This is a genomic window from Hydrogenophaga taeniospiralis, assembly GCF_020510445.1.
In the GTDB taxonomy this organism is placed as follows: Bacteria; Pseudomonadota; Gammaproteobacteria; order Burkholderiales; family Burkholderiaceae_C; genus Hydrogenophaga.
The window spans coordinates 1899446-1921118 of record NZ_JAHBAG010000001.1; the positions used below are offsets into that span (position 1 = coordinate 1899446).

General features: G+C 68.3%; 20 protein-coding genes and 1 riboswitch. Of the genes, 11 read left to right on the top strand and 9 right to left on the bottom strand.

Features of this window, described 5'->3' with window-relative positions; translation table 11 throughout:
- Positions 1-28: 28 nt before the first annotated feature.
- Positions 29-1087 carry a histone deacetylase family protein gene (locus KIH07_RS09125; RefSeq protein WP_226491668.1) on the bottom strand — a complete coding sequence of 353 codons (1059 nt, stop codon included), beginning with the start codon at positions 1085-1087 and terminating at the stop codon, positions 29-31.
- Positions 1088-1288: 201 nt separating this feature from the next.
- Between KIH07_RS09125 and KIH07_RS09130 the strand changes: the two genes are divergently transcribed.
- A complete protein-coding gene (locus KIH07_RS09130; RefSeq protein ID WP_226491669.1) occupies positions 1289-2248 on the top strand; it encodes a Bug family tripartite tricarboxylate transporter substrate binding protein in 960 nt (319 codons plus the stop codon).
- A 107-nt stretch (positions 2249-2355) separates the two neighbouring features.
- On the opposite strand, the gene KIH07_RS09135 is transcribed toward KIH07_RS09130, so the two are convergent.
- On the bottom strand, positions 2356-3102 hold the full coding sequence (locus tag KIH07_RS09135; RefSeq protein ID WP_226491670.1) for a class I SAM-dependent methyltransferase: 747 nt from the start codon (positions 3100-3102) through the stop codon (positions 2356-2358).
- 189 nt (positions 3103-3291) lie between these two features.
- On the opposite strand from KIH07_RS09135, the gene KIH07_RS09140 reads away from it, so the two are divergent.
- The 3 genes from KIH07_RS09140 to KIH07_RS09150 all read left to right on the top strand — a co-directional run bounded on the left by KIH07_RS09140 (position 3292) and on the right by KIH07_RS09150 (position 5787).
- On the top strand, positions 3292-4509 hold the full coding sequence (locus KIH07_RS09140; protein WP_226491671.1) for a 6-phosphofructokinase: 1218 nt from the start codon (positions 3292-3294) through the stop codon (positions 4507-4509).
- 63 nt (positions 4510-4572) lie between these two features.
- Positions 4573-4740: riboswitch (FMN riboswitch) on the top strand.
- Between the two features lie 91 nt (positions 4741-4831).
- Positions 4832-5359 carry a 6,7-dimethyl-8-ribityllumazine synthase gene (locus tag KIH07_RS09145; RefSeq protein ID WP_226491672.1) on the top strand — a complete coding sequence of 176 codons (528 nt, stop codon included), beginning with the start codon at positions 4832-4834 and terminating at the stop codon, positions 5357-5359.
- Positions 5360-5439: 80 nt separating this feature from the next.
- Positions 5440-5787, top strand: a complete 348-nt coding sequence (locus KIH07_RS09150; protein ID WP_226491673.1) for a DUF1161 domain-containing protein — start codon at positions 5440-5442, stop codon at positions 5785-5787.
- 15 nt (positions 5788-5802) lie between these two features.
- On the opposite strand, the gene KIH07_RS09155 is transcribed toward KIH07_RS09150, so the two are convergent.
- Both KIH07_RS09155 and KIH07_RS09160 read right to left on the bottom strand, forming a co-directional pair.
- Positions 5803-6648 (bottom strand): enoyl-CoA hydratase-related protein, encoded by an 846-nt coding sequence (locus tag KIH07_RS09155; protein WP_226491674.1) that lies wholly within the window; start codon positions 6646-6648, stop codon positions 5803-5805.
- Entirely contained in the window at positions 6611-7927 is a 1317-nt protein-coding gene (locus tag KIH07_RS09160; RefSeq protein WP_413465724.1) for a Y-family DNA polymerase, read from the bottom strand. The genes KIH07_RS09155 and KIH07_RS09160 overlap by 38 nt, the downstream gene beginning before the upstream one ends.
- Positions 7928-8011: 84 nt before the next feature.
- Here KIH07_RS09160 and KIH07_RS09165 point away from each other — a divergent pair, with 84 nt between their 5' ends.
- Positions 8012-8734, top strand: coding sequence for an SIMPL domain-containing protein (locus KIH07_RS09165; RefSeq protein ID WP_226491675.1), 723 nt, complete (start codon positions 8012-8014; stop codon positions 8732-8734).
- Between the two features lie 168 nt (positions 8735-8902).
- On the opposite strand, the gene KIH07_RS09170 is transcribed toward KIH07_RS09165, so the two are convergent.
- The 3 genes from KIH07_RS09170 to KIH07_RS09180 are packed head-to-tail and all read right to left on the bottom strand — an operon-like array spanning position 8903 to position 10840.
- Complete coding sequence (locus tag KIH07_RS09170; RefSeq protein ID WP_226491676.1) at positions 8903-9133, bottom strand: DUF3079 domain-containing protein; 231 nt, start codon at positions 9131-9133, stop codon at positions 8903-8905.
- Positions 9134-9141: 8 nt separating this feature from the next.
- Positions 9142-9681: an anti-sigma factor gene (locus KIH07_RS09175; protein WP_226491677.1), complete on the bottom strand. Its 540-nt coding sequence runs from the start codon at positions 9679-9681 to the stop codon at positions 9142-9144.
- 7 nt (positions 9682-9688) lie between these two features.
- The gene (locus KIH07_RS09180; RefSeq protein WP_068174554.1) at positions 9689-10840 is read right to left on the bottom strand and encodes an alpha-hydroxy acid oxidase; all 1152 of its coding nucleotides are present in this window, start codon (positions 10838-10840) and stop codon (positions 9689-9691) included.
- Positions 10841-11134: 294 nt separating this feature from the next.
- Here KIH07_RS09180 and KIH07_RS09185 point away from each other — a divergent pair, with 294 nt between their 5' ends.
- Positions 11135-12460 carry a hypothetical protein gene (locus tag KIH07_RS09185; RefSeq protein ID WP_226491678.1) on the top strand — a complete coding sequence of 442 codons (1326 nt, stop codon included), beginning with the start codon at positions 11135-11137 and terminating at the stop codon, positions 12458-12460.
- Between the two features lie 17 nt (positions 12461-12477).
- On the opposite strand, the gene KIH07_RS09190 is transcribed toward KIH07_RS09185, so the two are convergent.
- The gene (locus KIH07_RS09190; protein WP_226491679.1) at positions 12478-13410 is read right to left on the bottom strand and encodes a LysR family transcriptional regulator; all 933 of its coding nucleotides are present in this window, start codon (positions 13408-13410) and stop codon (positions 12478-12480) included.
- Between the two features lie 93 nt (positions 13411-13503).
- On the opposite strand from KIH07_RS09190, the gene KIH07_RS09195 reads away from it, so the two are divergent.
- Positions 13504-14868, top strand: a complete 1365-nt coding sequence (locus tag KIH07_RS09195) for an aspartate aminotransferase family protein (protein ID WP_226491680.1) — start codon at positions 13504-13506, stop codon at positions 14866-14868.
- 41 nt (positions 14869-14909) lie between these two features.
- Here KIH07_RS09195 and KIH07_RS09200 read toward each other — a convergent pair whose 3' ends face one another.
- A complete protein-coding gene (locus KIH07_RS09200; protein ID WP_226491681.1) occupies positions 14910-15578 on the bottom strand; it encodes a TetR/AcrR family transcriptional regulator in 669 nt (222 codons plus the stop codon).
- Between the two features lie 197 nt (positions 15579-15775).
- Here KIH07_RS09200 and KIH07_RS09205 point away from each other — a divergent pair, with 197 nt between their 5' ends.
- From KIH07_RS09205 to hydA, 4 genes are all read left to right on the top strand, one after another.
- Positions 15776-17143 carry an NAD(P)-dependent oxidoreductase gene (locus tag KIH07_RS09205; protein WP_226491682.1) on the top strand — a complete coding sequence of 456 codons (1368 nt, stop codon included), beginning with the start codon at positions 15776-15778 and terminating at the stop codon, positions 17141-17143.
- Positions 17144-17212: 69 nt separating this feature from the next.
- On the top strand, positions 17213-18526 hold the full coding sequence (gene preA, locus KIH07_RS09210; protein ID WP_226491683.1) for an NAD-dependent dihydropyrimidine dehydrogenase subunit PreA: 1314 nt from the start codon (positions 17213-17215) through the stop codon (positions 18524-18526).
- A gap of 133 nt (positions 18527-18659) precedes the next feature.
- A complete protein-coding gene (locus KIH07_RS09215) occupies positions 18660-20117 on the top strand; it encodes an NCS1 family nucleobase:cation symporter-1 (protein WP_226491684.1) in 1458 nt (485 codons plus the stop codon).
- Positions 20118-20197: 80 nt separating this feature from the next.
- Positions 20198-21649: a dihydropyrimidinase gene (gene hydA / locus KIH07_RS09220; protein WP_226491685.1), complete on the top strand. Its 1452-nt coding sequence runs from the start codon at positions 20198-20200 to the stop codon at positions 21647-21649.
- The last annotated feature ends 24 nt before the right edge of the window (positions 21650-21673 follow it).

The window sequence follows — 21673 nt, forward strand, 5'->3', positions numbered from 1 at the left end:
CCGCGCAGCGGCGGAGCGTGGGGGCTCATCAGGCGCGGTTGAAGCCTTCGAGCAGGTTCATCGCGTTGGTGCCCACCGCGTCCACCGCGTAGCCGCCTTCGAAGGTGAACACCGTGGGCAGACCGGCGCCGGCCAGCGCCTCACCCACGGCGAAGTAATCGCCGCTTTGCAGCGTGAAGCCCGAGATCGGGTCGCCTTCGAAAGTGTCCAGGCCCATGGGCACCACCAGCGCGTTGGCATTGAAGGCTTTCACCGCGTCCAGCGCCTGGCCCAGCGCGGCGCGCCAGGTGGCGAAGTGGGTGCCGCGCGGCAGCGGCAGGTTGAGGTTGAAGCCTTCACCGGTCCCGGCGCCACGCTCGTCCGCATGGCCCAGGAAGAACGGGTACTCGGTCACCGGGTCGCCGTGGATCGAGACCGTGAGCACGTCGGCACGTTCGTAGAAGATGGTCTGCGTGCCGTTGCCGTGGTGGTAGTCCACGTCCAGCACCGCCACGCGCTGCTGGCCGCCATCCCGCAGCGCCTGAGCGGCAATGGCCGCGTTGTTCAGGAAACAGTAGCCGCCCAGGAAGTCCGGCCCGGCGTGGTGGCCCGGCGGGCGCGTGAGCGCGAACGCCGCACGTGCACCGCCCAGCACCTCGTGCGCCGCGGCCAGCGCGCAGGCCGCGCCGCCACGCGCCGCGGCCCAGGTGCCGGCCATCAGCGGCGAGCCCGAGTCGAAGGCAAACAGGCCCAGGCGCGCCGCGAAGTTTTGCGGCAGCACGTCGTTGCGAAAACCGTGGCGATTGCCCAGCGGCCACACCGAGGGCAGGGCGTCGCGCTGCGCGTTCGCCGGGTCCATGGCCACCCACTCGTCCCAGGCGCTGGCGAGGAACCGTGTGTAGCGCGCGCTGTGCACGCGGGCAATGGCGGCGTCCAGCGTGGCCTCGTCAACCAATGGGGTGTCCAGCGCACCCAGCGGGCGGCGCTGCAGTTCGGCCAACACGAAGTCCAGCCGTGCGGGCACTTCGTGACAAGGCACCATGCGGCCGCGGAACATCTCCTGCTGGCCCTGGTGCAGGGCGTGGTGGGGGTTGTGGAAGGTCTTCATGGGGGATGTGGCGGGGTGTGGAGGGCGGCGCAGTGCTTCTGGTGGCGCGGTCGGGCGTGTCGCAAGTGGCGATGGCAATGTACATCGACCCGTGTGCCCGCCGGGTGTCGCGGTAAGGGTTTGTCCTGAGCGGTTGGACAGCGAAGTGACAGCTTGCGGCCAGATCATTCCCCTGTCCAATCACTCCCCAAGGAGACAAGCATGCGTCGCGACACCTTCCTGAAGTCCCTGGCCGCCATGGCCGCCGCTGGAGCCCTGCCCAACCTGGCCTGGGCCAACGCCAACATCAAGATGATGATCCCCGCCAACCCGGGCGGTGGCTGGGACGGCACCGGCCGCGCCCTGGGCGAAGCCCTGCGCGACGCCGGCGTGGCCTCCTCGGTCACCTTCGAAAACAAGGGCGGCGCGGCCGGCGCCATCGGCCTGGCCCAGTTCTACAACGCCAGCAAGGGCGACCCCAACGCCCTCATGGTCATGGGCGCGGTCATGCTCGGCGGCCTGATCACCGGCAAACCCCCGGTGTCGATCACCCAGCTCACGCCCATCGCGCGCCTGACCACCGAATACAACGTGTTCGTGCTGCCGGCCAACTCGCCCTTCAAGAGCATGAAAGACGTGGTCGAACAGCTCAAGAAAGACCCCGGCAGCGTCAAATGGGGCGGCGGCTCGCGCGGCTCCACCGAACACATCGCGGCCGCGCAGATCGCGCAGTCGGTGGGCGTGCCCGCGGCCAAGATCAACTACGTGCCCTTCCGTGGGGGTGGTGAGGCCACGGCGGCCATCCTGGGCGGCAACGTCACGGTGGGCGGCAGCGGCTACAGCGAATTCCAGCAATACATCGACAGCGGCAAGATGAAGGCCGTGGGCATCACCTCGGGCCAGCGCGTGGCGGGCATCAACGTGCCCACGCTCAAGGAGCAGGGCATCGACGTGGAGATCGGCAACTGGCGCGGCGTGTACGGCGCACCGGACATCACGCCGGCGCAGCGCGACGCGCTCACCGAGATGATCGTCAAGGCCACCAAGAGCAAGGCCTGGGCCGAAGCGCTGAAGAAGAACAACTGGACGCCCGCGCTGCTCACGGGCAAGGCCTTCGACGAGTTCGTGGACCGCGACTTCTCCGCGCTGCGGGCCACCATGGTGCGCGCCGGCATGGTCTGACCCGGGTTCAACGCCACGGTTTGAAAGCCGCGCCCCGCCAGGGTCGCGGCTTTCTGGTTTTTTGGGGCGCGCGTTGCACCTGGGCCGCACCGCCTGCCCGCCGGGCTTCAAGGCGATGCCTGGGCGCTCGGGGTTTCCTTTTCCAGAACGCAGACGATGCTCTTGCCCAGCCTGTGCAGGGTCAGGGCGTCCACCACCCAGCGCGAAGCCCTCACCATCACCGAGTCCCAGAGCCGGATCTGGCCGGCGCTGGGGGAGTCCGATTTCAGGACCAGCCGGTTGGCCAGGCTCGCGAGCATGCCCACGCTGTCGAGGTAGTGCATCTTCCGAATGCGCAATGGCGCCGGCACGGCAGCACGCAGCAGCGCCTTGTTGTAGCGCCGGTGGTGGCCAATCTTGCGGTCGAACTCGGTGTACAGGAAGTTGTGCGCCGGGGCCACGATGACGATGTGGCCCCCGTCCACCAGATGGCGGGCCACCCGCTGCAACTCCTCGCGGTCGTGTTCGATGTGTTCGAGCACGTCGATGTACAGAATGGTGTCGAAGACCTCGTCGGCCCCGAGATCGCAGGACGTGCCATTGCGGATGGCGTACCCGGCGGGCAGCTCGCCCTGGCCCAGCATGCGCTCGACCTGCTGGCACATCCCCACGTCGGGCTCCAGCCCCACCCATTTGCGGTACGGCCGGTGGTTCAAGGCCCTGGCGGTGGCGCCCAGCCCGGCGCCGAGTTCGAGCACCTCGTCACCCAGGAACGGTGCAATCTCGCTGCCCCAGTAGGCCTTCCAGTGCACCGCCGCGGCAAAATTCTCCAGCTCGTTGCCGGAGTAGGAAAACGCGTCGGAAGACATGGGCATGTGGGCGTTCGGCGTGCGGGTTTCGGGGGCGAGAGCGCACATCGTACGCTCCCGTTCGGCCCATCGGATCGTGGGGTATCCGGCGCGGGTCGCGGGCCGCAGCGTGCTGGGCTATATTGGCCGTCGATGCCTCGGCATTGGCGCACGGCGCCATTTTTCTCTCGACGAAGCCATCGAAGGAGCAGACCCATGCCATCCGGAAAAATCCTCGTTGCCCAGGGCGGCGGCCCCACCGCCGTCATCAACCAGTCGCTGGTGGGCGTGGCGCTGGAAGCACGGCGCTTCCAGAACGTGAAGCTGGTCTACGGCGCGCGCCACGGCGTGCGCGGCATTGTGGACGAAGAGTTCGTGGACCTCACCCAGGAGACCAGCCACAACCTCGAAGCGGTGGCTTGTACCCCGGCCTCGGCGCTGGGCTCCACACGCGACAAGCCCGACCTGAAGTACTGCCAGGAAATTTTCAAGGTGCTCAAGGCGCACGAGATCGAGCACTTCTTCTACATCGGCGGCAACGACTCGTCCGACACGGTGCGCATCGTGAGCGAAGAGGCGCGCAAGGCCAACTACCCGCTGCGCTCGATCCACATCCCGAAGACGATCGACAACGACCTGGTTGGCAACGACCACACGCCGGGCTTCCCCTCGGCGGCGCGCTTCGTGGCCCAGGCCTTTGCCGGCGCCAACCTCGACAACGCCTCGCTGCCCGGTGTGTACGTGGGCGTGGTGATGGGGCGGCACGCGGGCTTCCTTACCGCCGCGTCGGCCCTGGGCAAGAAGTTTCCAGACGATGGCCCGCACCTGATCTACGTGCCCGAGCGGGTGTTCGAGATCCCGCGGTTCCTGGCCGACGTGAAGACCATGGTCGAACGCCATGGCCGCTGCGTGATCGCGGTGAGCGAGGGCATCCACGACGCCTCGGGCCAGCCCATCATCACCCAGCTGGCGAAAGACGTGGAGAAGGACGCGCATGGCAACGTGCAGCTCTCGGGCACCGGCGCGCTGGCCGATCTGTTGTGCGAAGAGATCAAGGCCAAGCTTGGCATCAAGCGCGTGCGCGGCGACACCTTTGGCTACCTGCAGCGCAGCTTCATCGGCTGCGTGAGCGACGTGGACCAGCGCGAGGCGCGCGAGGTGGGCGAAAAAGCGGTGCAGTTCGCCATGTGGGGCCAGGTCGACGGCTCGGTGGCGATCAAGCGCACCGGTTTCTATTCGGCCGACTACGAGCTGCTGCCGCTGGATGCCGTGGCCGGCAAGACCCGCACCATGGAAGACGAGTTCATCGCCCCCAGCGGTACCGACGTGACCGACGCTTTCCGCCTTTACCTGCGGCCCCTGCTCGGCTCTGGCATGCCCGACGCCTTCCGCCTGCGGCACAACCCCGTGGCCAAGGTGCTCAAACGGAACTGATGCGACAGGCGGGCGCGACGCGTCTGCCTACAATGCCGGAGCCCGGCCGCCGTGCCGGGCGACAAGCGTTCTCAGGGCGGGGTGAAAGTCCCCACCGGCGGTGATGGCGGCGTGGTGTTCCACCACGACCGCACGAGTGCCGCGAGCGCCTGCGCATCTCGGTGCGCAGGGTCAGCAGACCTGGTGAGATCCCGGGACCGACGGTCACAGTCCGGATGCAAGAGAGCGCGAGCATGCTGCCCGGGCGGTGCTGTTGCGCCGCCGTGGGCGCGTGTGCTTGTGCGCCCTGATTCTGTGCCACCCTCTTTGCCATGAGGCCACCATGAATCAGACAGTTTTCATCGCTGCTTCCGTTCCTTCTTCCCCCGCTGCGCCACTGCCCGCCTTGCCGCCGGGTCTGCGCTTCGCTTTTGTCGAGGCCTCGTGGCACGCCGACATCGTGCACCAGGCCCGCGACGCCTTCTTCGAGACCATGGCCAGCGCCGGTTTCGGGTCGGCCAGCATCGACGTGTTCGACGTGCCCGGCGCGTTTGAAATCCCGCTGCACGCCCAGCGCCTGGCGCGCTCGGGCCGCTACGCCGCCGTGGTGGGCAGCGCGCTGGTGGTGGACGGTGGCATCTACCGCCACGATTTCGTTTCGCAGACCGTGGTGCAGGCGCTGATGGACGTGCAGCTCGACACCGGCGTGCCCATGATCTCGGCCGTGCTCACGCCGCACCACTTCCACGAACATGCCGAGCACCGCAAGTACTTCCTGCGCCACTTCGCCGTCAAGGGCACCGAGGCGGCCGAGGCCTGTCTGCAGGTGGTGGCCGGGCTGCAGCGGCTGGAGGCGCTGTTGGCGGCGTGAGTGCGGGATGCCATCTGGCCCTCGCGGCCGGTCATCGGTAGACTCGCCTTTTTGCAGACCGGGCGCGGGCCCCGAATCCGATGTTGAAACGTTCCTTCCCTGTCTTTGCGGCCCTGCTCGCCAGCGGTGCCGCTTGGGCCGACAACTGCGAGCCGCTGCGCGCGAAGATCGAGACCCAGATCAGCGCCACCGGCGTGACGAACTTTTCGGTGACCACGGTGGACGCGGGCGCGGCCGTGGTGGGTGAGGTGGTGGGCTCGTGTGGCAACGGCACGAAGCAGATCGTGTACGCCAGGGGGCCGGCGTCCGCCCGCGTGACGCCGCCGTCGGTGCAGCCCGCGGCCAAGCCGCGTCCGTCGCGCGACGATGACATCCTGACCGAATGCAAGGACGGCACGGTGTCCCGAGGCGGCAACTGCGCCCCGTGAACATGCCGCGGTCGTTCAGCCCAGCGCCTTGAACGACTGCAGCGGCGAGAGCGGCGTGAAGTCGCCGGCGCGCTTTTCCTTCATGGCCATGATGGACTCGCGCACATGCGCATTGCTCCAGATCGCGCCCTGCAGCCAGCCCATCTGGCGCAGGCTGTCTTCCACCGAGTGGTCGCGCGCGTAGCCCACCGCCTGCTTGGTGCCCCAGATCGCGATCGGCGGTTTGCCCGCAATCTCTTTCGCGCATTGCAGCGCCGCGGCCAGCATGGCCTCGGGTGTGTCGAACACCTCGTTCACCAGCCCATACGCCAGCGCCCGGGCAGCCGGCAGGCGCCGCCCGGTGTAGGCCATTTCCTTCACCACCGCGAACGGGATCAGCTTGGGCAGGCGCTGCAGCGTGCCCACGTCGGCCACCATGCCGATGTTGATTTCCTGGATGCAGAAAAACGCGTCGACCGTGGCGTAGCGGATGCAGGCGGCCGTGACCATGTCCACCGCGCCGCCGATGCAGCCGCCCTGGATGGCGCAGATCACCGGGATGCGCAGGTTCTCGATCTTCGTGAACGTGGCCTGCATGTCGGTCAGCAGGTCGAAGATGGCGGCGCGGCCTTCGGGGCTCTGGTCGTCCATGGCGATGGCGCCGCTGAAGGTTTCCAGCGCCATGCCGGCGCTGAAGTGTTTGCCGGTGCTGCTGATCACCAGCGCGCGCGCCGTGCCCTCGGTGTGGATGCGGGTCAGCACCTCGTCCAGCTCACGCCAGAAGGTGGGGTGCATGGTGTTGAGCGTGTCGGGCCGGTTGAGCACCAGGTGGGCCACTTGGTCGTCAGTCGAGCTCAGGGAAAAGCAGGTCGGTGTGTTCATCGGTGGCCTTGTCTTTGGCGGTTCGGGGTTTGGCGATGGTGTTTTCACTGTAGCCCGCGTGTGGCCCGTCTTCTGTCCCGGGTTTGACCAGCTTGCCCACGCGCACGCCCAGCAGGCGGATGCGGCGCGAGAGGTCCACGCGCTTGAGGCACAGCCCCGCCTGGCGGCGGATGGTGGCGGCGTCGGCGGTGAAGTGGTCGATGGTCACGTCGCGCGTCACGCTCTGGAAGTTGTCGTAGCGCAGCTTGATGCCGATGGTCTTGCCGGCGTAGCCTTTGCGTTGCAGGTCATCGGCCACCTGCTCGCACAGCCGCGTGAACACCGCGCCCAACTCGGCGCGGTCGCGCACGGCGTGCAGATCGCGGTCGAACGTGGTCTCGCGGCTCATGCTCACCGGCTCGCTCTCGGTCACCACCGGGCGGTCGTCGCGGCCCCAGCTCACGGCGTGCAGCCAGCGGCCGTAGCTCTTGCCGAAGTGCTCGATCAGCCAGCCGGGCTCGCGCGCGGCCAGATCGCCGATGGTGTGGATGCCATGCCCCTGCAGCTTCTCGTCGGCCTTGGGCCCCACGCCGTTGACCTTGCGGCAGGGCAGCGGCCAGATCTTGTCCTGCAGGTCCTCGGGCCAGACGATGCTGATGCCGTTGGGCTTGTTGAATTCGCTCGCCATCTTGGCGATGAGCTTGTTGGGCGCCACGCCGATGGAGCAGGTGATGCCGGTGGCCTGGAAGATGCTCTTCTGAATGAGCCGCGCCAGCACGCGCCCGCCCTCGCGCTGGCCGCCGGGCACGTGGGTGAAGTCGATGTAGACCTCGTCCACGCCGCGGTCCTCCATCACCGGCGCGATCTCCAGGATGGTGCTCTTGAACAGGCGTGAGATGCGGCGCACCTCGTCAAAGTCCACCGGCAGCAGGATGGCCTGCGGGCAGAGCTTGGCCGCTTTCATGAGCCCCATGGCCGAGCCCACGCCGAACTGGCGCGCCGCGTAGGTGGCGGTGGTGATGACGCCGCGCCCGGTGTAGCTGGCCAGGCGGGGGAAGAAGTCGAGCGGGATGCGGCTCAGGTCGCCGTCGGACCAATCGCGCTCCGGGTAGGCCTCGCGCAGGCGGGCGAGCACGTCGTCTTCGCGCCGCCGCCCGCCACCGATCACCACCGGCAGGCCCTTGAGCTGCGGGTAGCGCAGCAGCTCCACCGACGCGAAAAACGCGTCCATGTCCAGGTGCGCGATGCGCCGGGGCAGGGGGTCGGTCGGGTGGGCGGGTCGGGTCACGGCGCCAAGCATAGCGCTGTGGATGCGCCGCGCCGCCGTCTAAGATGGCCGACCAGAGCGGCGCCGTCGCACCGCCTTTTTTCCGGGAGTTGAAACATGAACACACTGTCCCGCCTGATCGCCGCCCTGCTCGTGGGCGCGGGCATCGCCGCCGCCGGCTTCGCGGTGAGCCAGGGCCTGGAGCGCTTTCGCATGTCGGACCGCTCGGTCACCGTCAAGGGCCTGGCCGAGAAGGACGTGGAGAGCGACTTCGCCATCTGGACACTGAGCTTTCGGCGCGCCGGCAACGAGTTCGGCAGCGTGCAACAGGCGCTCGCGGCCGACCGCGACAAAGTGCTGGCCTTCCTGCAACAGCGCGGTTTCACCGAGGCCGAGGTGGAAGCCCGGCCGCTGCAGGTGCAGGACCTGTTTGCGCGCGAATACGCGCAGGGCAACCAGCCGCTGCGCTTCAACGGCACGGGCCAGGTGCTGGTGAAATCGGCGCGGGTGGGCGAGGTCGAAAAAGCGGCGCTGGCGGTGGACCCGCTGATCCAGAGCGGCATGCAGCTCGGCGGCGAGGGCGAGGGCGCCAGCGGTCCGCGCTACCAGTTGCGCGGCTTCAACGACATCAAGGCACCGCTGCTGGCCGAAGCCACGCGCAACGCACGCGAGCAGGCCGACAAGTTCGCTGCCGAAGCCGGCGCCCGCCTCGGCCCCCTGAAAAACGCCAACCAGGGCGCGATCCGCATCACCGGCGACGACGGCAACGACTTTGACGATGGCAGCTCACGCACCAAGCGGCTGCGGGTGGTGAGCACGTTCGAGTATGAATTGAGGTAAGGCACCCCCCGCAGCGCTTCGCGCTACCCCCCAGGGGGCGGCACTGGCCGTCCGGCAAAGCCGGCCCGGCGGTGCCCTGGGTGGCACCGCTTCGTGCGTCGGGGGGGCTCCGGAAGCTGGAAAACTGAGGTGATCGGTCGCAGGCAGGCCACGCCGGGCTGGATGGGTTCAGCCGGTGGCGCGGGCATCGGCGGCAGGCGCCTCTGCCGCAGGCGTGTCGTCTTCCATGTCCCCGGGAATGCCTGACCAGCTTTCCCAGCCCGGGCCGAAGGTTTCGATCGGGTGTTGGGTGCGCTCCGAGCCGTTGCCACACAGCAGGGCATCGGCCGCGCAGAAGCGGTCGCAGCCCCAGCAGTTGCGCTCGGGGTGGGCTGGGTTGATGGGGAAGCGTTTGGCCAAGTCGCGGTTCAGATCGACTTCTGCACCAGCCAGCCCTTGAACAGCCAGGGCAGGCTGGGGCCGGTGCCGGCGGGCACGCCGCCCTTGTTCTCGGCGCTGACGGCCAGCTCGGTCACGCCTTGCAGATCGGCCTCTTTCACCGGCATCTGCAGCGTCTTGTATTTGCTTTCGATCACGCCCAGCGAGCGCGGCGCGGCGTCGCCGGCGATGGCCCAGAGCTGCATGCTGTCTTCGCGGCCCTCTTTCACGTCGTTGAGCCGTTGCAGCAGCAGCGCGCCGTCTTTGGGGTTGTGGGTCGCGAGCATGGCGGGCTTTTGCTGGTCGTCCAGCAGCACGGCCACCTGGCGGATCTGCGGCACTTCGGTCAGCCGGGCCTGGGCGTGCTGGATCTGCGCCTGCAGCTGCGTCATCATGCTGCTGCTCGCCGCCCAGCCCACCAGCAACACCAGCAGCAGAAAGATGGCCAGCGCGCGCCACCAGGGGCTGACGCGGCGCGAGGCGGGGCTGGCGATGGGTTCGGTGCTGGCGGGGGGCTGGGTGTCGGTCATGGTCGGATCAGGTGGGAAAGGTACCGGGGAGGAGTATGCCCTTGTCCACCGTCTCGATCTTGGTGTGGCCGCAGAAGGCCATGGTCAGGTCCAGCTCGCGGTGGATGATCTCCAGGCACTTGGTGACGCCGGCCTCGCCCATGGCGCCCAGGCCGTAGAGGAAGGGGCGGCCGATGTAGACGCCGCGCGCCCCCAGCGCTCGGGCCTTGAGCACGTCCTGCCCGCTGCGGATGCCGCCGTCCATGTGCACCTCGATCTGGCTGCCCACCGCGTCCACCACGGCCGGCAGGGCTTCGATGCTGGATTGCGCGCCGTCGAGCTGGCGCCCGCCGTGGTTGCTGACGATGAGCGCGTCGGCGCCCGAGGCCACGGCCAGCTTGGCGTCTTCCACGTCCTGGATGCCTTTCAGGATGAGCTTGCCACCCCAGCGCTGCTTGATCCACTCCACGTCGCCCCAGTTGAGCGCGGGGTCGAACTGCTTGGCCGTCCATTCGCTCAGGGAACCCATGTTGTCCACGCCGCTCACGTGGCCGATGATGTTGCCGAAGCCGTGGCGCTTGGTGCCCAGCATGCCCAGGCCCCAGCGGGGTTTGGTCATCATGTTGAGGATGTTGGCGACGGTGAGCTTGGGCGGTGCCGACAGGCCGTTCTTCAGGTCCTTGTGGCGCTGGCCGAGGATCTGCAGGTCCAGAGTGAGCACCAGCGCCGAGCAGTTGGCGGCCTTGGCGCGGTCGATCAGGCGCTCGATGTAGGCGCGGTCCTTCATCACGTAGAGCTGGAACCAGAAGCCCTGGCCGGCGTGCTGCGCCACGTCTTCGATCGAGCAGATGCTCATGGTGGAGAGCGTGAACGGGATGCCGAAGCGGCGCGCGGCGCGCGCGGCCAGGATCTCGCCGTCGGCGTGCTGCATGCCGGTCAGGCCCGTGGGCGCGATCGCCACCGGCATGAACACCTCTTGCCCGACCATGGTGCTGGCGGTGCTGCGGTTTTCCATGTTGACCGCCACGCGCTGGCGCAGCTTGATCTTCTGGAAATCGCTGGCGTTGGCACGGTAGGTGCTCTCGGTCCAGGAGCCGGAATCGGCGTAGTCGTAGAACATGCGCGGCACGCGTTTTTCTGCCAGCACGCGCAGGTCTTCGATGTTGGTGATCACGGTCATGGGGCTTGTCTCCGGGAGTGTCGTTGGGTGAACTGCCCGCGATGTTAGCGAGGCGGACCGGAAAAGGCTTGTGAAACCCGGCCCTCTGGCTTTGAAAATTCTTCCGCGGTGTCGCGCAGGGGGCTGTCCAGCTCGCTTTTTGCAGGCGGCGGCGTAAGATCAAAAATCGGGGCCGGGAGCAGGGCCCCGCAGGCCCATGCCGTCCGCTGCCGGTGTTGCCTGCTGCCTGTTCTCCCCTGCGCCGTGGGGGAGTACCCATGTGCTGGCAGCGACACCGAACCCCGGAGGACCCGCATGAACCGCCCTTCCACCCCCGCCCGTCGCCTCGCCGCCTGCTCCGCGGGCCTGGCCACGGCACTCGCCGCACCGTTCGCCCTGGCGCAGACCGCCCCCACCCAGCTCTGGGTCGATGTGTCCACCTCCACCTTCGCCGGCATGCCCGAGTTCATGCAGTCCGGCAGCGGTTTTCTCGGTGGGCTCATGGGCAAGGTCACGGGCAGCAGCGCCGCGCTGCGCCAGTACGGCCACGCCAGCGGGCGCTTCATCCAGCAGGGGACGGACCAGAGCCGCATGGGCGGCGGCATGCCGCCCACGCGCGTGGTCGATGTGGCCCTGCTCAACCCGCGGCGGCCCGGTGTCGAGGCCGCGCTGGCCATCCCGCCGGGCATGCGCATGGGCGAGGCCCTGCCGCTGGTGCCCCCCAACCCGGGTGAGCGCGAAGCGGGCGACGCCGACCCCGGGAAACCGCCCGAGATCAAAGGCCGCATCCTGGTCTACTGGGGCTGCAGCCCCACCGTGCGCCCCGGCCAGCCGCGCATCGCCAATCTCGGCGGCGACCCGGCCAAATGGGCCCAGGTGCTGGCCGGGCGCCACGCGCCGGAGCGCGCGGCCCGCGTGGGGGCGCAGCACGCGCTGTACCCGAACGAGAAAAACCAGGTCAACCCCAGCGCTGAAAGCTCGCTGCAGGGCGAACACCGCGTGCAGGGCGAGGGCGTGCCCGAGTCCATGGGCTTCACGCTCGGCCCCGGCCAGGACCTGATGCCCTCGATCCAGCTGCAGAGCCAGGGCGCCGTGACCGACAGCATCCAGCTCCGCTGGGAGCCAGTGGACCGCGCCCACGCCTACCACCTGCACGCCATGGGCATGGTCGGGGACGACATGGTGCTCTGGTCCAGCTCGGAGATCGCCGACGCCGGCCTGGGCCTGTTCGACTACCTCGGCGAATCGACCACGGCCAAGTGGGTGCGCGACAAACTGCTGCTGCCTGCGAGTGCCGCCGAATGCGCGGTGCCCAAGGGCATCTTCGCGGGCGACGGGGCGGGCCGCTCGGGCGAGGCCGGCGCGGCCATGCTGCGCATGATCGCCTACGGCCCCGAGAGCCACTTCAGCCACCCGGTGCGCCCGGCCAAGCCGCCCGCGGGCTGGAAGCCCGAGTGGACGGTGCGCGTGCGCACCAAGAGCCAGACCATGGCCATGCTGGGGGTGGACATGGCCGGCATGGCCGCCGGCCAGCGGGCACCGGGCGGCAACGACCGCGAGGGCGACGAGTCCACGGGCCAGCGCCCCGAGCCCCAGGCGCCAGGGGCCATCAACATCCTGCGCGGTCTGTTCGGGCGCTGAGGCGGCGCCGCAGCGGCTCAGGGCGCGATCGGGTGCAGCTCGCGCAGGCCGTCCAGGAAAGCGTGCGTCACGCGCAGCGCCTCGGGCGAGCGCCGCACGATGGCGCTGTAGCCGCAGGTGTAGCGCAGCAGCGCCGGGTTGACGGCGCGCAGGCGACCGTCGGCCACAAAGCCCTGCGCGTAGTGATCGGGCAGAAAACCCAGGTAGTGGCCCGAGAGGATGAGCAGCGCCACGCCCTCCTGGTCGGACGCGGTGGCCGCGCGTTGCAGCCGCCGCTGGTGGGTCAGTTCCATGTTTTGCGAGTGGTAGCCCAGCGCGGCCAGGGGCTGCTGGCGCAGCGCGCGCCAGTCGGCCCGGGCCGGGGGCGACTCGAACCACGCGTGGCCCGCGCCCGCGTAGAGCAGCATGTTTTCGTCGAACAGCGGGGTGTAGTCCAGGCTGTCCGAGCGCCGGTGCTCGGGCACGATGCCGAGCTGGAACTGGCCGTCCATCACGCCGCGTTCGATCACCGCGATGCCGTTCACGTGCAGGTGCAGCTGGACCTGCGGCGCGCGTTCGCGCAGCAGCGCCAGCGCCTCGGGGATGCGCGCGGCCGGGTTGCTGGCGGTTTTTTCGAACACCGCCACGTGCAGGTCGCCGCCCAGGCGCTGGTGGATGTCGTGCAGGCTGCCGCGAAAACCTTCGGTGGCGGCCAGCAGGCGCTGGGTGGCCTCGTAGAGCTGCTGGCCCTCGGGCGTGAGCGCGAAACCGGCGCGCCCGCGCCGGCACAGCACCAGGCCCACGCGGGTTTCCAGGTCCTTGATGTGGCGGCTGATGGTGGACATGGCGATGTTGAGCTCCAGCTCGGCCGAGGCCATGCCGCCGCAGTCCACCACCGCCTTGAACACCCGCAACAGGCGGATGTCCACGTCGCCCAGCTGGCCGATCACGGCCCGGTGTTTCACTTGCATGTTTTGTAAAGTCAATGTGGATAGGTTGTCATTTATACGAGTAAACCGTGCGCCCCAGAATGCGCTCAACCCCAACCCCCCCGGAGAACCCCCATGGACCTGACCGACAGCCAGCGCCTGCAGAACGCGCCCCGCACCGACGCCGCCTGGCTGGCGGCGCACTGGATGCCCTACACCGGCAACCGCGAATTCCAGGCCAACCCCCGCCTGATCACCAGCGGCCAGGGCGCCTACTACACCAGCCACGACGGCCGCCAGATCTTCGACGGCCTCTCTGGACTGTGGTGCACCGGCCTGGGCCATGCGCGCCGGGAAATCGTCGACGCCGTGAGCCGCCAGGTGGCCACGCTCGACTATTCGCCCGCCTTCCAGTTCGGCCACCCGCTGGCGTTCGAGCTGGCCAACAAGATCGTTGAGCGCATGCCCGCCGGCCTCAATCGCGTGTTCTTCACAGGCTCGGGCTCGGAGTCGGCCGACACGGCGCTGAAGATGGCGCGCGCCTACTGGCGCACCAAGGGGCAGGCCAGCAAGACGCGGTTGATCGGTCGCGTCAAGGGCTACCACGGCGTGAACTTCGGCGGCATCTCGGTCGGCGGCATCGCGGCCAACCGCAAGCTGTTCGGCCAGGGCGTGGAGGCCGACCACCTGCCCCACACCCAGCCGCCCAACGGCAGCTTCCACCGCGGCATGCCACCCGAGGCCGGGCCGCATGGTGCCGCGCTGGCCGACGAGCTGCTGGCGCTGATCGCGCTGCACGACGCTTCGAACATCGCCGCCGTGATCGTCGAACCCTTCTCCGGCTCGGCCGGCGTGGTGATCCCGCCCGTGGGCTACCTGCAGCGCCTGCGCGAGATCTGCACCGCGAACAACATCCTGCTGATCTTCGACGAGGTCATCACCGGCTTTGGCCGCACCGGCAGCTGGACCGGCTCGGAAGCCTTCGGCGTCACGCCCGACATCCTCAACATCGCCAAGCAGGTCACCAACGGCGCGCAGCCGCTGGGCGCGGTGATCGTGCGCCAGGACATCTGCGACACCTTCATGGCCGCGGGCGGCCCCGAGTACATGCTGGAGTTCCCGCACGGCTACACCTACTCGGCCCACCCGGTGGCCTGCGCCGCCGGCATCGCCTCGCTCGACCTGCTGGAGAGCGACAACGCCCTGCAGCGCGTGCGCGAACTCTCGCCGCATTTCGAGAACGCCGTGCACGGCCTGCAGGGCGCGAAACACGTGGCCGACGTGCGCAACTTCGGCCTGGCCGCGGGCATCACCATCGCGCCCCTGCCGGGCGAGCCGGCCCGCCGGCCCTACGAGATCGCCATGGCCATGTACCAGAAGGGTTTTTACGTGCGCTACGGCGGCGACACGATCCAGCTCGCACCGCCTTTCATCAGCACGCCGGCCGAGATCGATCGCATGGTGAGTGCGCTGGGCGACACGCTGAATACCACGGCATGAGGTGAGCCCCGCAGCGCATCGTGCTGCGGGGCTGCACCGTTTCACGCGCCGGGTTGCCCCGGCGCCAGCCCGCTGGCCACCAGGTGCACGATCAGTTCTTCCGCGTTGTCGTAGTCGCGCGCGGTCAGCGCCGGCTTGCCCAGCAGCAGGGCGAACTGCGCCTGCTGTTCGGCGTAGGCCTGCGTGACCGACCAGATGATGAACATCAGGTGCGTGAAGTTCACGCGTGCGATGCGGCCCTCACGCGCCCAGCGCTCGAAGGTGCGCACCTCCTTGCGCAGCAGCGGCCCCACGCGCGCGGTGATGGCTTCGCCGTACCTTGGTGCACCGGCGATCACCTCTTTGGTGAACACCTTGACCCCATTGGGGCGTTCGCGCGAAAAGCGCAGCTTCAGACCGACGTAGGCGCGCAGCGCGAGCATGGGGTCGTCCCCGTGTGAGAGCTCGTCCATGCCGGCCAGCCACTGGTCGAGCACATCGTCGAGCACGCGCCGGTACAGCGCCTCCTTGCTGGCGAAGTAATAGAGCAGGTTGTGCCGGCTGATGCCGGCGGCGGCGCCGATGTTTTCGAGGGAAGCGCCCTCGAAACCGAACTGGGCGAACTGGTTTTCGGCCTCCTGCAGGATGGCCGCTTCCTTGCGCAGGCGCGAGGCCGTGGGGGCCTTCGAAGGTGCTGTGTCGGGCCCGGATGGGTTGGGTGTTTTTGCCATCGCACCATTGTGGCGCAAGCCCTGTGCCGTTTTCTGGCATGGCGTTTGCTATAGGGATTTCACCAATTGGTAAAACTTTACCAGTCGGTAAATTGCGACGAACCGCCGTGGTTGTGCGCAGGGTCAGGGTGCCGCAGAGCACACCGCCCGGCGCATGCCGTTTGTTGTTGCCCGAACCCGCCCCACAAGGAAAACCGATGGACACCCCCACGAGCCGCGCCTGCGGCGTCCACGCCGCCCGCCTCAACCTGGCGGACTATGCCGTCAACTTCAGCGACGCGCACCCGCCGCTGACCCGCCCCCAGGCGCTGATCGAAGCCGAGCGCTGCTACTACTGCCACGACGCGCCCTGCGCCACGGCCTGCCCCACGGGCATCGACATCCCCTCGTTCGTGCACCGCATCGCGCAGGGCAACAACCGCGGCGCGGCGCGCGCCATTCTGGAAGCCAACCCGCTGGGCGGCATGTGCGCCCGCGTCTGCCCCACCGAGGTGCTGTGCGAACAGGCCTGCGTGCGCAACACCCACGAAGACAAACCGGTGGAAATCGGCTTGCTGCAGCGCCACGCCACCGATGCCTTCTTTGCCCAGCCGGGTGCGCCCCTGTTCCAGCGCGCGGCGCCCACGGGCCAGCGCGTGGCGGTGGTGGGCGCGGGGCCGGCGGGGCTGGCTTGCGCCCATGGCTTGGCGCTGCGGGGGCATGACGTGGTGCTGTTCGAGGCGCGACCCAAGCTCGGTGGCCTCAACGAATACGGCCTGGCCAGCTACAAGACCACGGACGACTTCGCGCAGAAGGAAGTGGCGTGGCTCCTGTCGGTAGGTGGCATCGAGGTGCGCACCGGCCAACAGCTCGGGCGCGACATCACGCTCGACGGCCTGCTCGCCAGCTTCGACGCTGTGTTCCTGGGTCTGGGCCTGCAGGGCGTGAACGCGCTGGGCATCGCCGAGCCCACGGCCACGGGCCTGCGCAACGCGGTGGACTTCATCGCCGAACTGCGCCAGAGCACCGATCTCTCCACCCTGCCGGTGGGTCGCCGCGTGGTGGTGGTCGGTGGCGGCATGACGGCGGTGGACGCTGCCGTGCAGTCGCGCAAGCTGGGGGCTGAAGAAGTCACCATCGTCTACCGCCGGGGCGCGGAGAGCATGTCGGCGTCGCGCGTGGAGCAGCAGTGGGCGCAGACGAACGGCGTGCGCATCCGCCACTGGGCCGCGCCGCAGGAGCTGCTGTGCGAAGACGGCGCCGTCACGGGCATGCGCTTTGCCGCCACCGCGCTGCGCGACGGCCAACTGGTGGAGACCGGCGAGACCTTCACGCTGGAAGCCGACATGGTGCTCAAGGCCATCGGCCAGACCTATGTGACCGAGCCTGTGGGCAAAGCGATCGCGCTGCAGGGTGGACGCATCGCCACCGACGCCGTTGGCCGCACCAGCCTGGCGCGCGTGTGGGCCGGCGGCGACTGCCGCGCGGGCGGGCGCGACCTCACCGTTGAAGCCGTGGAGCACGGGAAAGTGGCTGCGCTATCCATCCACGAAGCGCTGAGCGTGCCGGTGGCAATAGCGGCCTGAGGCTCGCCTAGATACCGCCCACCACCCCACGAGCACCCCAGCACACAACGCATTTCACCGGAGCACCCCATGGCAGACATCCGCAGCAATTTCCTGGGCATCCACAGCCCCAATCCCTTCTGGCTCGCCTCCGCGCCGCCCACCGACAAAGAGATCAACGTCACCCGCGCTTTTGAAGCCGGCTGGGGTGGCGTGGTGTGGAAGACGCTGGGCGAAGACCCGGCCGTCGTCAACGTGAACGGCCCGCGCTATGCCACGCTCCTGTCGCAAGACCGCCGCGTGATCGGCCTGAACAACATCGAGCTGATCACCGACCGGCCGCTGCACACCAACCTGGAAGAGATCAAACGCGTGAAGCGCAACTGGCCCGACCGCGCCATGATCGTCTCGCTCATGGTGCCGTGCGAGGAGCAGAGCTGGAAGAACATCCTGCCGCTCGTGGAAGACACCGGCGCCGACGGCATTGAACTCAACTTCGGCTGCCCCCACGGCATGAGCGAGCGCGGCATGGGCGCCGCCGTGGGCCAGGTGCCCGAATACATCCAGATGGTCACGGCCTGGTGCAAGCACTACAGCCGCCTGCCCGTGATCGTGAAGCTCACGCCCAACATCACCGACGTGCGCCAGCCCGCGCGCGCGGCGAAGGCGGGCGGGGCGGATGCGGTCTCGCTCATCAACACCATCAACTCCATCATGGGCGTGGACCTGGACCGCATGGTGATGAGCCCGAGCACCGACGGCTGGGGCTCACACGGTGGCTACTGCGGCCCGGCCGTGAAACCCATCGCGCTCAACATGGTGGCCGAGATCGCGCGCGATGCGCAGACCGCCGGCCTGCCCATCAGTGGCATAGGCGGCATCACCACCTGGCGCGACGCGGCCGAATACATCGCCCTGGGCTGCGGCACGGTGCAGGTGTGCACGGCCGCCATGGTCTACGGCTTCAAGATCGTGCAGGACATGTGCGACGGGCTGTCCAACTTCATGGACGACCACGGCTACGCCACGCTGGGCGATTTCAAGGGCCAGGCCGTGCCCACGGTGAAGGACTGGAAGAACCTCAACCTCAACCACATCGAGAAAGCGGTGATCAACCAGGACGCCTGCATCCAGTGCGGCCGTTGCCACGTGGTGTGCGAAGACACCTCGCACCAGGCCATCACCTTCACCAAGGAAGGAGGCGTGCGCAGGTTCGAGATCAACGAGGCCGAGTGCGTGGGTTGCAACCTGTGCGTGTCGATCTGCCCGGTGCCCGAATGCATCACCATGCGCAGTCTCGCGCCCGGCGAGGTGGACGTGCGAACGGGCCAGACCGTCACGGGTGAATACGCCAACTGGACCACCCACCCCAACAACCCGCAGCGCGTGAGCGCATCCGCCTGACGGCGCCGGTGCGGTTCTTGCGTGGGCCGTCACCTGTTGTGTTTCCTTTTCCCCCGCATCTGCCAGCTCCGGGGCGCCGGCGCAGACCGCGGACTGTGTGTTAACCCACGAGGTCTTTGACAGGAGTACAGGCATGAACAACAGCATCGGCAGCACCGCCCAGGCGGCGGGGCCCATTCCCGCCAAGGCGACCAATCCGCTGGCCAACGAGGACTTGCTTCCCACCACCGCGGCGCAGCGCCACTGGGCCTGGAAGGACTACGCGGCCCTGTGGGTCGGCATGGTGGTGTGTGTGCCCACCTACACCATGGCCAGTTCCATGCTGGATCAGGGCTTTACCTGGCAGATGGCGGTGTGGCTGGTGTTCCTGGCCAACTGCATCGTGTTGGTGCCCATGCTGCTGATCGGCCGCGTGGGGCCCAAATATGGGGTGCCGTTCCCGGTGCTGGCGCGGGCCTCGTTCGGTGTGAAAGGCGCCAACCTGCCGGCCGTGTTGCGCGGTCTGGTGGCCTGCGGCTGGTTCTCCATCAACTGCTACTTCGGCGCGCTCGCGCTGCATGGTTTCCTGAACATCCTGGGCATGGGGCTGGCGGGCCCGGCCGAGGGGCAGACCATCAGCACCTCGCAGTTCGTGTGCTTCCTGGCGTTCTGGGCGGTGCACCTCTGGTTCATCTGGAAAGGCCCCGAGTCGATCCGCGTGCTGGAGGTGATCGCCGCGCCGCTGATGATCGGCGCGTCCCTCCTGCTGGTGGTGGTGCTGATGATGAAGGTGCCCTCAGGCCAGCTCTTCAACCTGCCCGCCAAGGTGGTCGAAGGGGGCCCCAAGACCTGGGCCGCGCTCACCGGGCTGGTGGGCTTCTGGGCCACGCTGGCGCTCAACATCCCGGACTTCACGCGCTTCGCCAAGTCGCAGAAAGACCAGATCGTGGGCCAGGCCATCGGCCTGCCGATTCCCATGGCGCTGTTCTCCATGGTGGGCATCATCGGCTTCTCGGCCTCGTCCATCCTGTACGGCAAGGCCCAGCTGTTCCCCGACGGCCTGCTCACCCAGATGGGCAGCGTGGCCGCGGGCGTCGGCCTGCTGGTGATCCTGCTGGCCAACCTGACCACCAACGTCGCCGCCAACCTGGTGTCGCCCTCGTACGACTTCAGCCAGGTTGCACCGTCCAAGATCAGCTTTCGCACCGGCGGCCTGATCGCCGCCGTCATCGGCCTGCTGTTCATGCCCTGGAAGCTGCTGGCCACCTCGGGCGGCTACCTGTTCACCTGGCTGGGCGGCTACGGCACGCTGCTGGGCGCCATCGCCGGCATCCTGCTGGTGGACTACTACCTGGTGCGCAAGAGCGTGCTCAAGGTGGACGACCTTTACCGCCGGGGCGGCGACTACGAGTACAGCAACGGCTGGAACCTGAACGCGCTCATCGCGTTTGCCCTGGGTGTGCTGCCCTGCCTGCCGGGTTACCTGGCGGTGTCTGGCGTGATCGACAAAGCCGCCGTGCCCGGCCTGCTGCTGGGCCTGTTCGATTTCGGCTGGTTCTTCAGCCTGGCCGTGGCCGGCGGTTACTACTACCTGACGGCCAAGAAAAAGTGAGCCCATGACAACCCCGCCGTGGCCCCTGGCCACCGGCGGGGTTTCCCGTTCCGAACGCACGCACCCTGAAGGAGACCCCCATGACCCAAGCCCTTGTGATCCGCGGTGGCACCGTGGTCAACGCCGACCGCGAACAACTGGCCGATGTGCTGTGCGTGGACGGCCGCATCGTGGCCGTGGGCGAACGCGCGGCCGAGCTGGCACCGGCCGGGGCGCAGACCCTGGACGCCAGCGGCCAGTACGTGCTGCCCGGCGGCATCGACCCGCACACCCACATGCAGCTGCCGTTCATGGGCACGGTGACCATGGACGACTTCTTCACCGGCACGGCCGCTGGCCTGGCCGGTGGTACCACCAGCATCATCGACTTCGTGATCCCCGACCCGCAGGAGCCCATCCTGGACGCCTACCGCAAGTGGCGCGGCTGGGCCGAGAAGTCGGCGGCCGACTATTCCTTCCACGTCGCCATCACCTGGTGGAGCGAACAGGTGCGCGCCGACATGGGCACTCTGGTGCAGGAAGAGGGCGTGAACAGCTTCAAGCACTTCATGGCCTACAAGAACGCCATCATGTGCGACGACGAAACCCTGGTGAACAGCTTCAAGCGCGCGCTGGAGCTGGGCGCCATGCCCACGGTGCATGCCGAGAACGGCGAGCTGGTCTACCTGCTGCAGCAGGAGGTCGCCAAGATGGGCATCACCGGCCCCGAGGGCCACCCGCTCTCGCGCCCGCCCATGGTCGAGGCCGAAGCCGCCAACCGCGCGATTGCGATTGCCGACGTGCTGGGCGTGCCCATCTACGTGGTGCACGTGAGCTGCCTGGAGTCGGCCGACGCCATCGCCCGCGCCCGGGCACGTGGCCAGCGCGTGTACGGCGAGGTGCTGGCCGGCCACCTGCTCATCGACGACAGCGTCTACCGCGACCCGGACTTTGCCCGCGCCGCCGCCCACGTGATGAGCCCGCCGTTTCGCCCCAAGGCCCACCAGGAGGCGCTGTGGCGCGGCCTGCAGTCGGGCCAGTTGCACACCACCGCCACCGACCACTGCACCTTCTGCGCCGCGCAAAAGGCGGCGGGCAAGGACAACTTCGCCAAGATCCCCAACGGCACCGGCGGCGTGGAAGAGCGCATGGCCGCCATCTGGGACGGCGGCGTCAACACCGGCCGCCTCACGCCCAGCGAGTTCGTGGCCATCACCTCGGCCAACGCGGCCAAGCTGTTCAACATCTACCCGCGCAAGGGCTTCGTGGGCGAGGGCGCCGACGCCGACCTGGTGCTGTGGGACCCGCAAGGCACCAAGACCTTTTCAGCCAAGACCCAGCACAGCAAGGGCGACTTCAACATCTTCGAAGGCCGCACCGTGCGCGGCATCCCCAGCCACACCATCAGCCAGGGACGCGTGGTGTTTGCCCACGGCGAGCTGCGCGCTGAGCCCGGCACAGGCCGTTACGTCAAACGCCCCGCGTTTGGGGTCAACTTCCAGGCGGTGCAAAAGCGCGCGCAGGACCTGGCACCCACCGCCGTTGCGCGCTGACTGCTGATACGCATCTGGAGAACA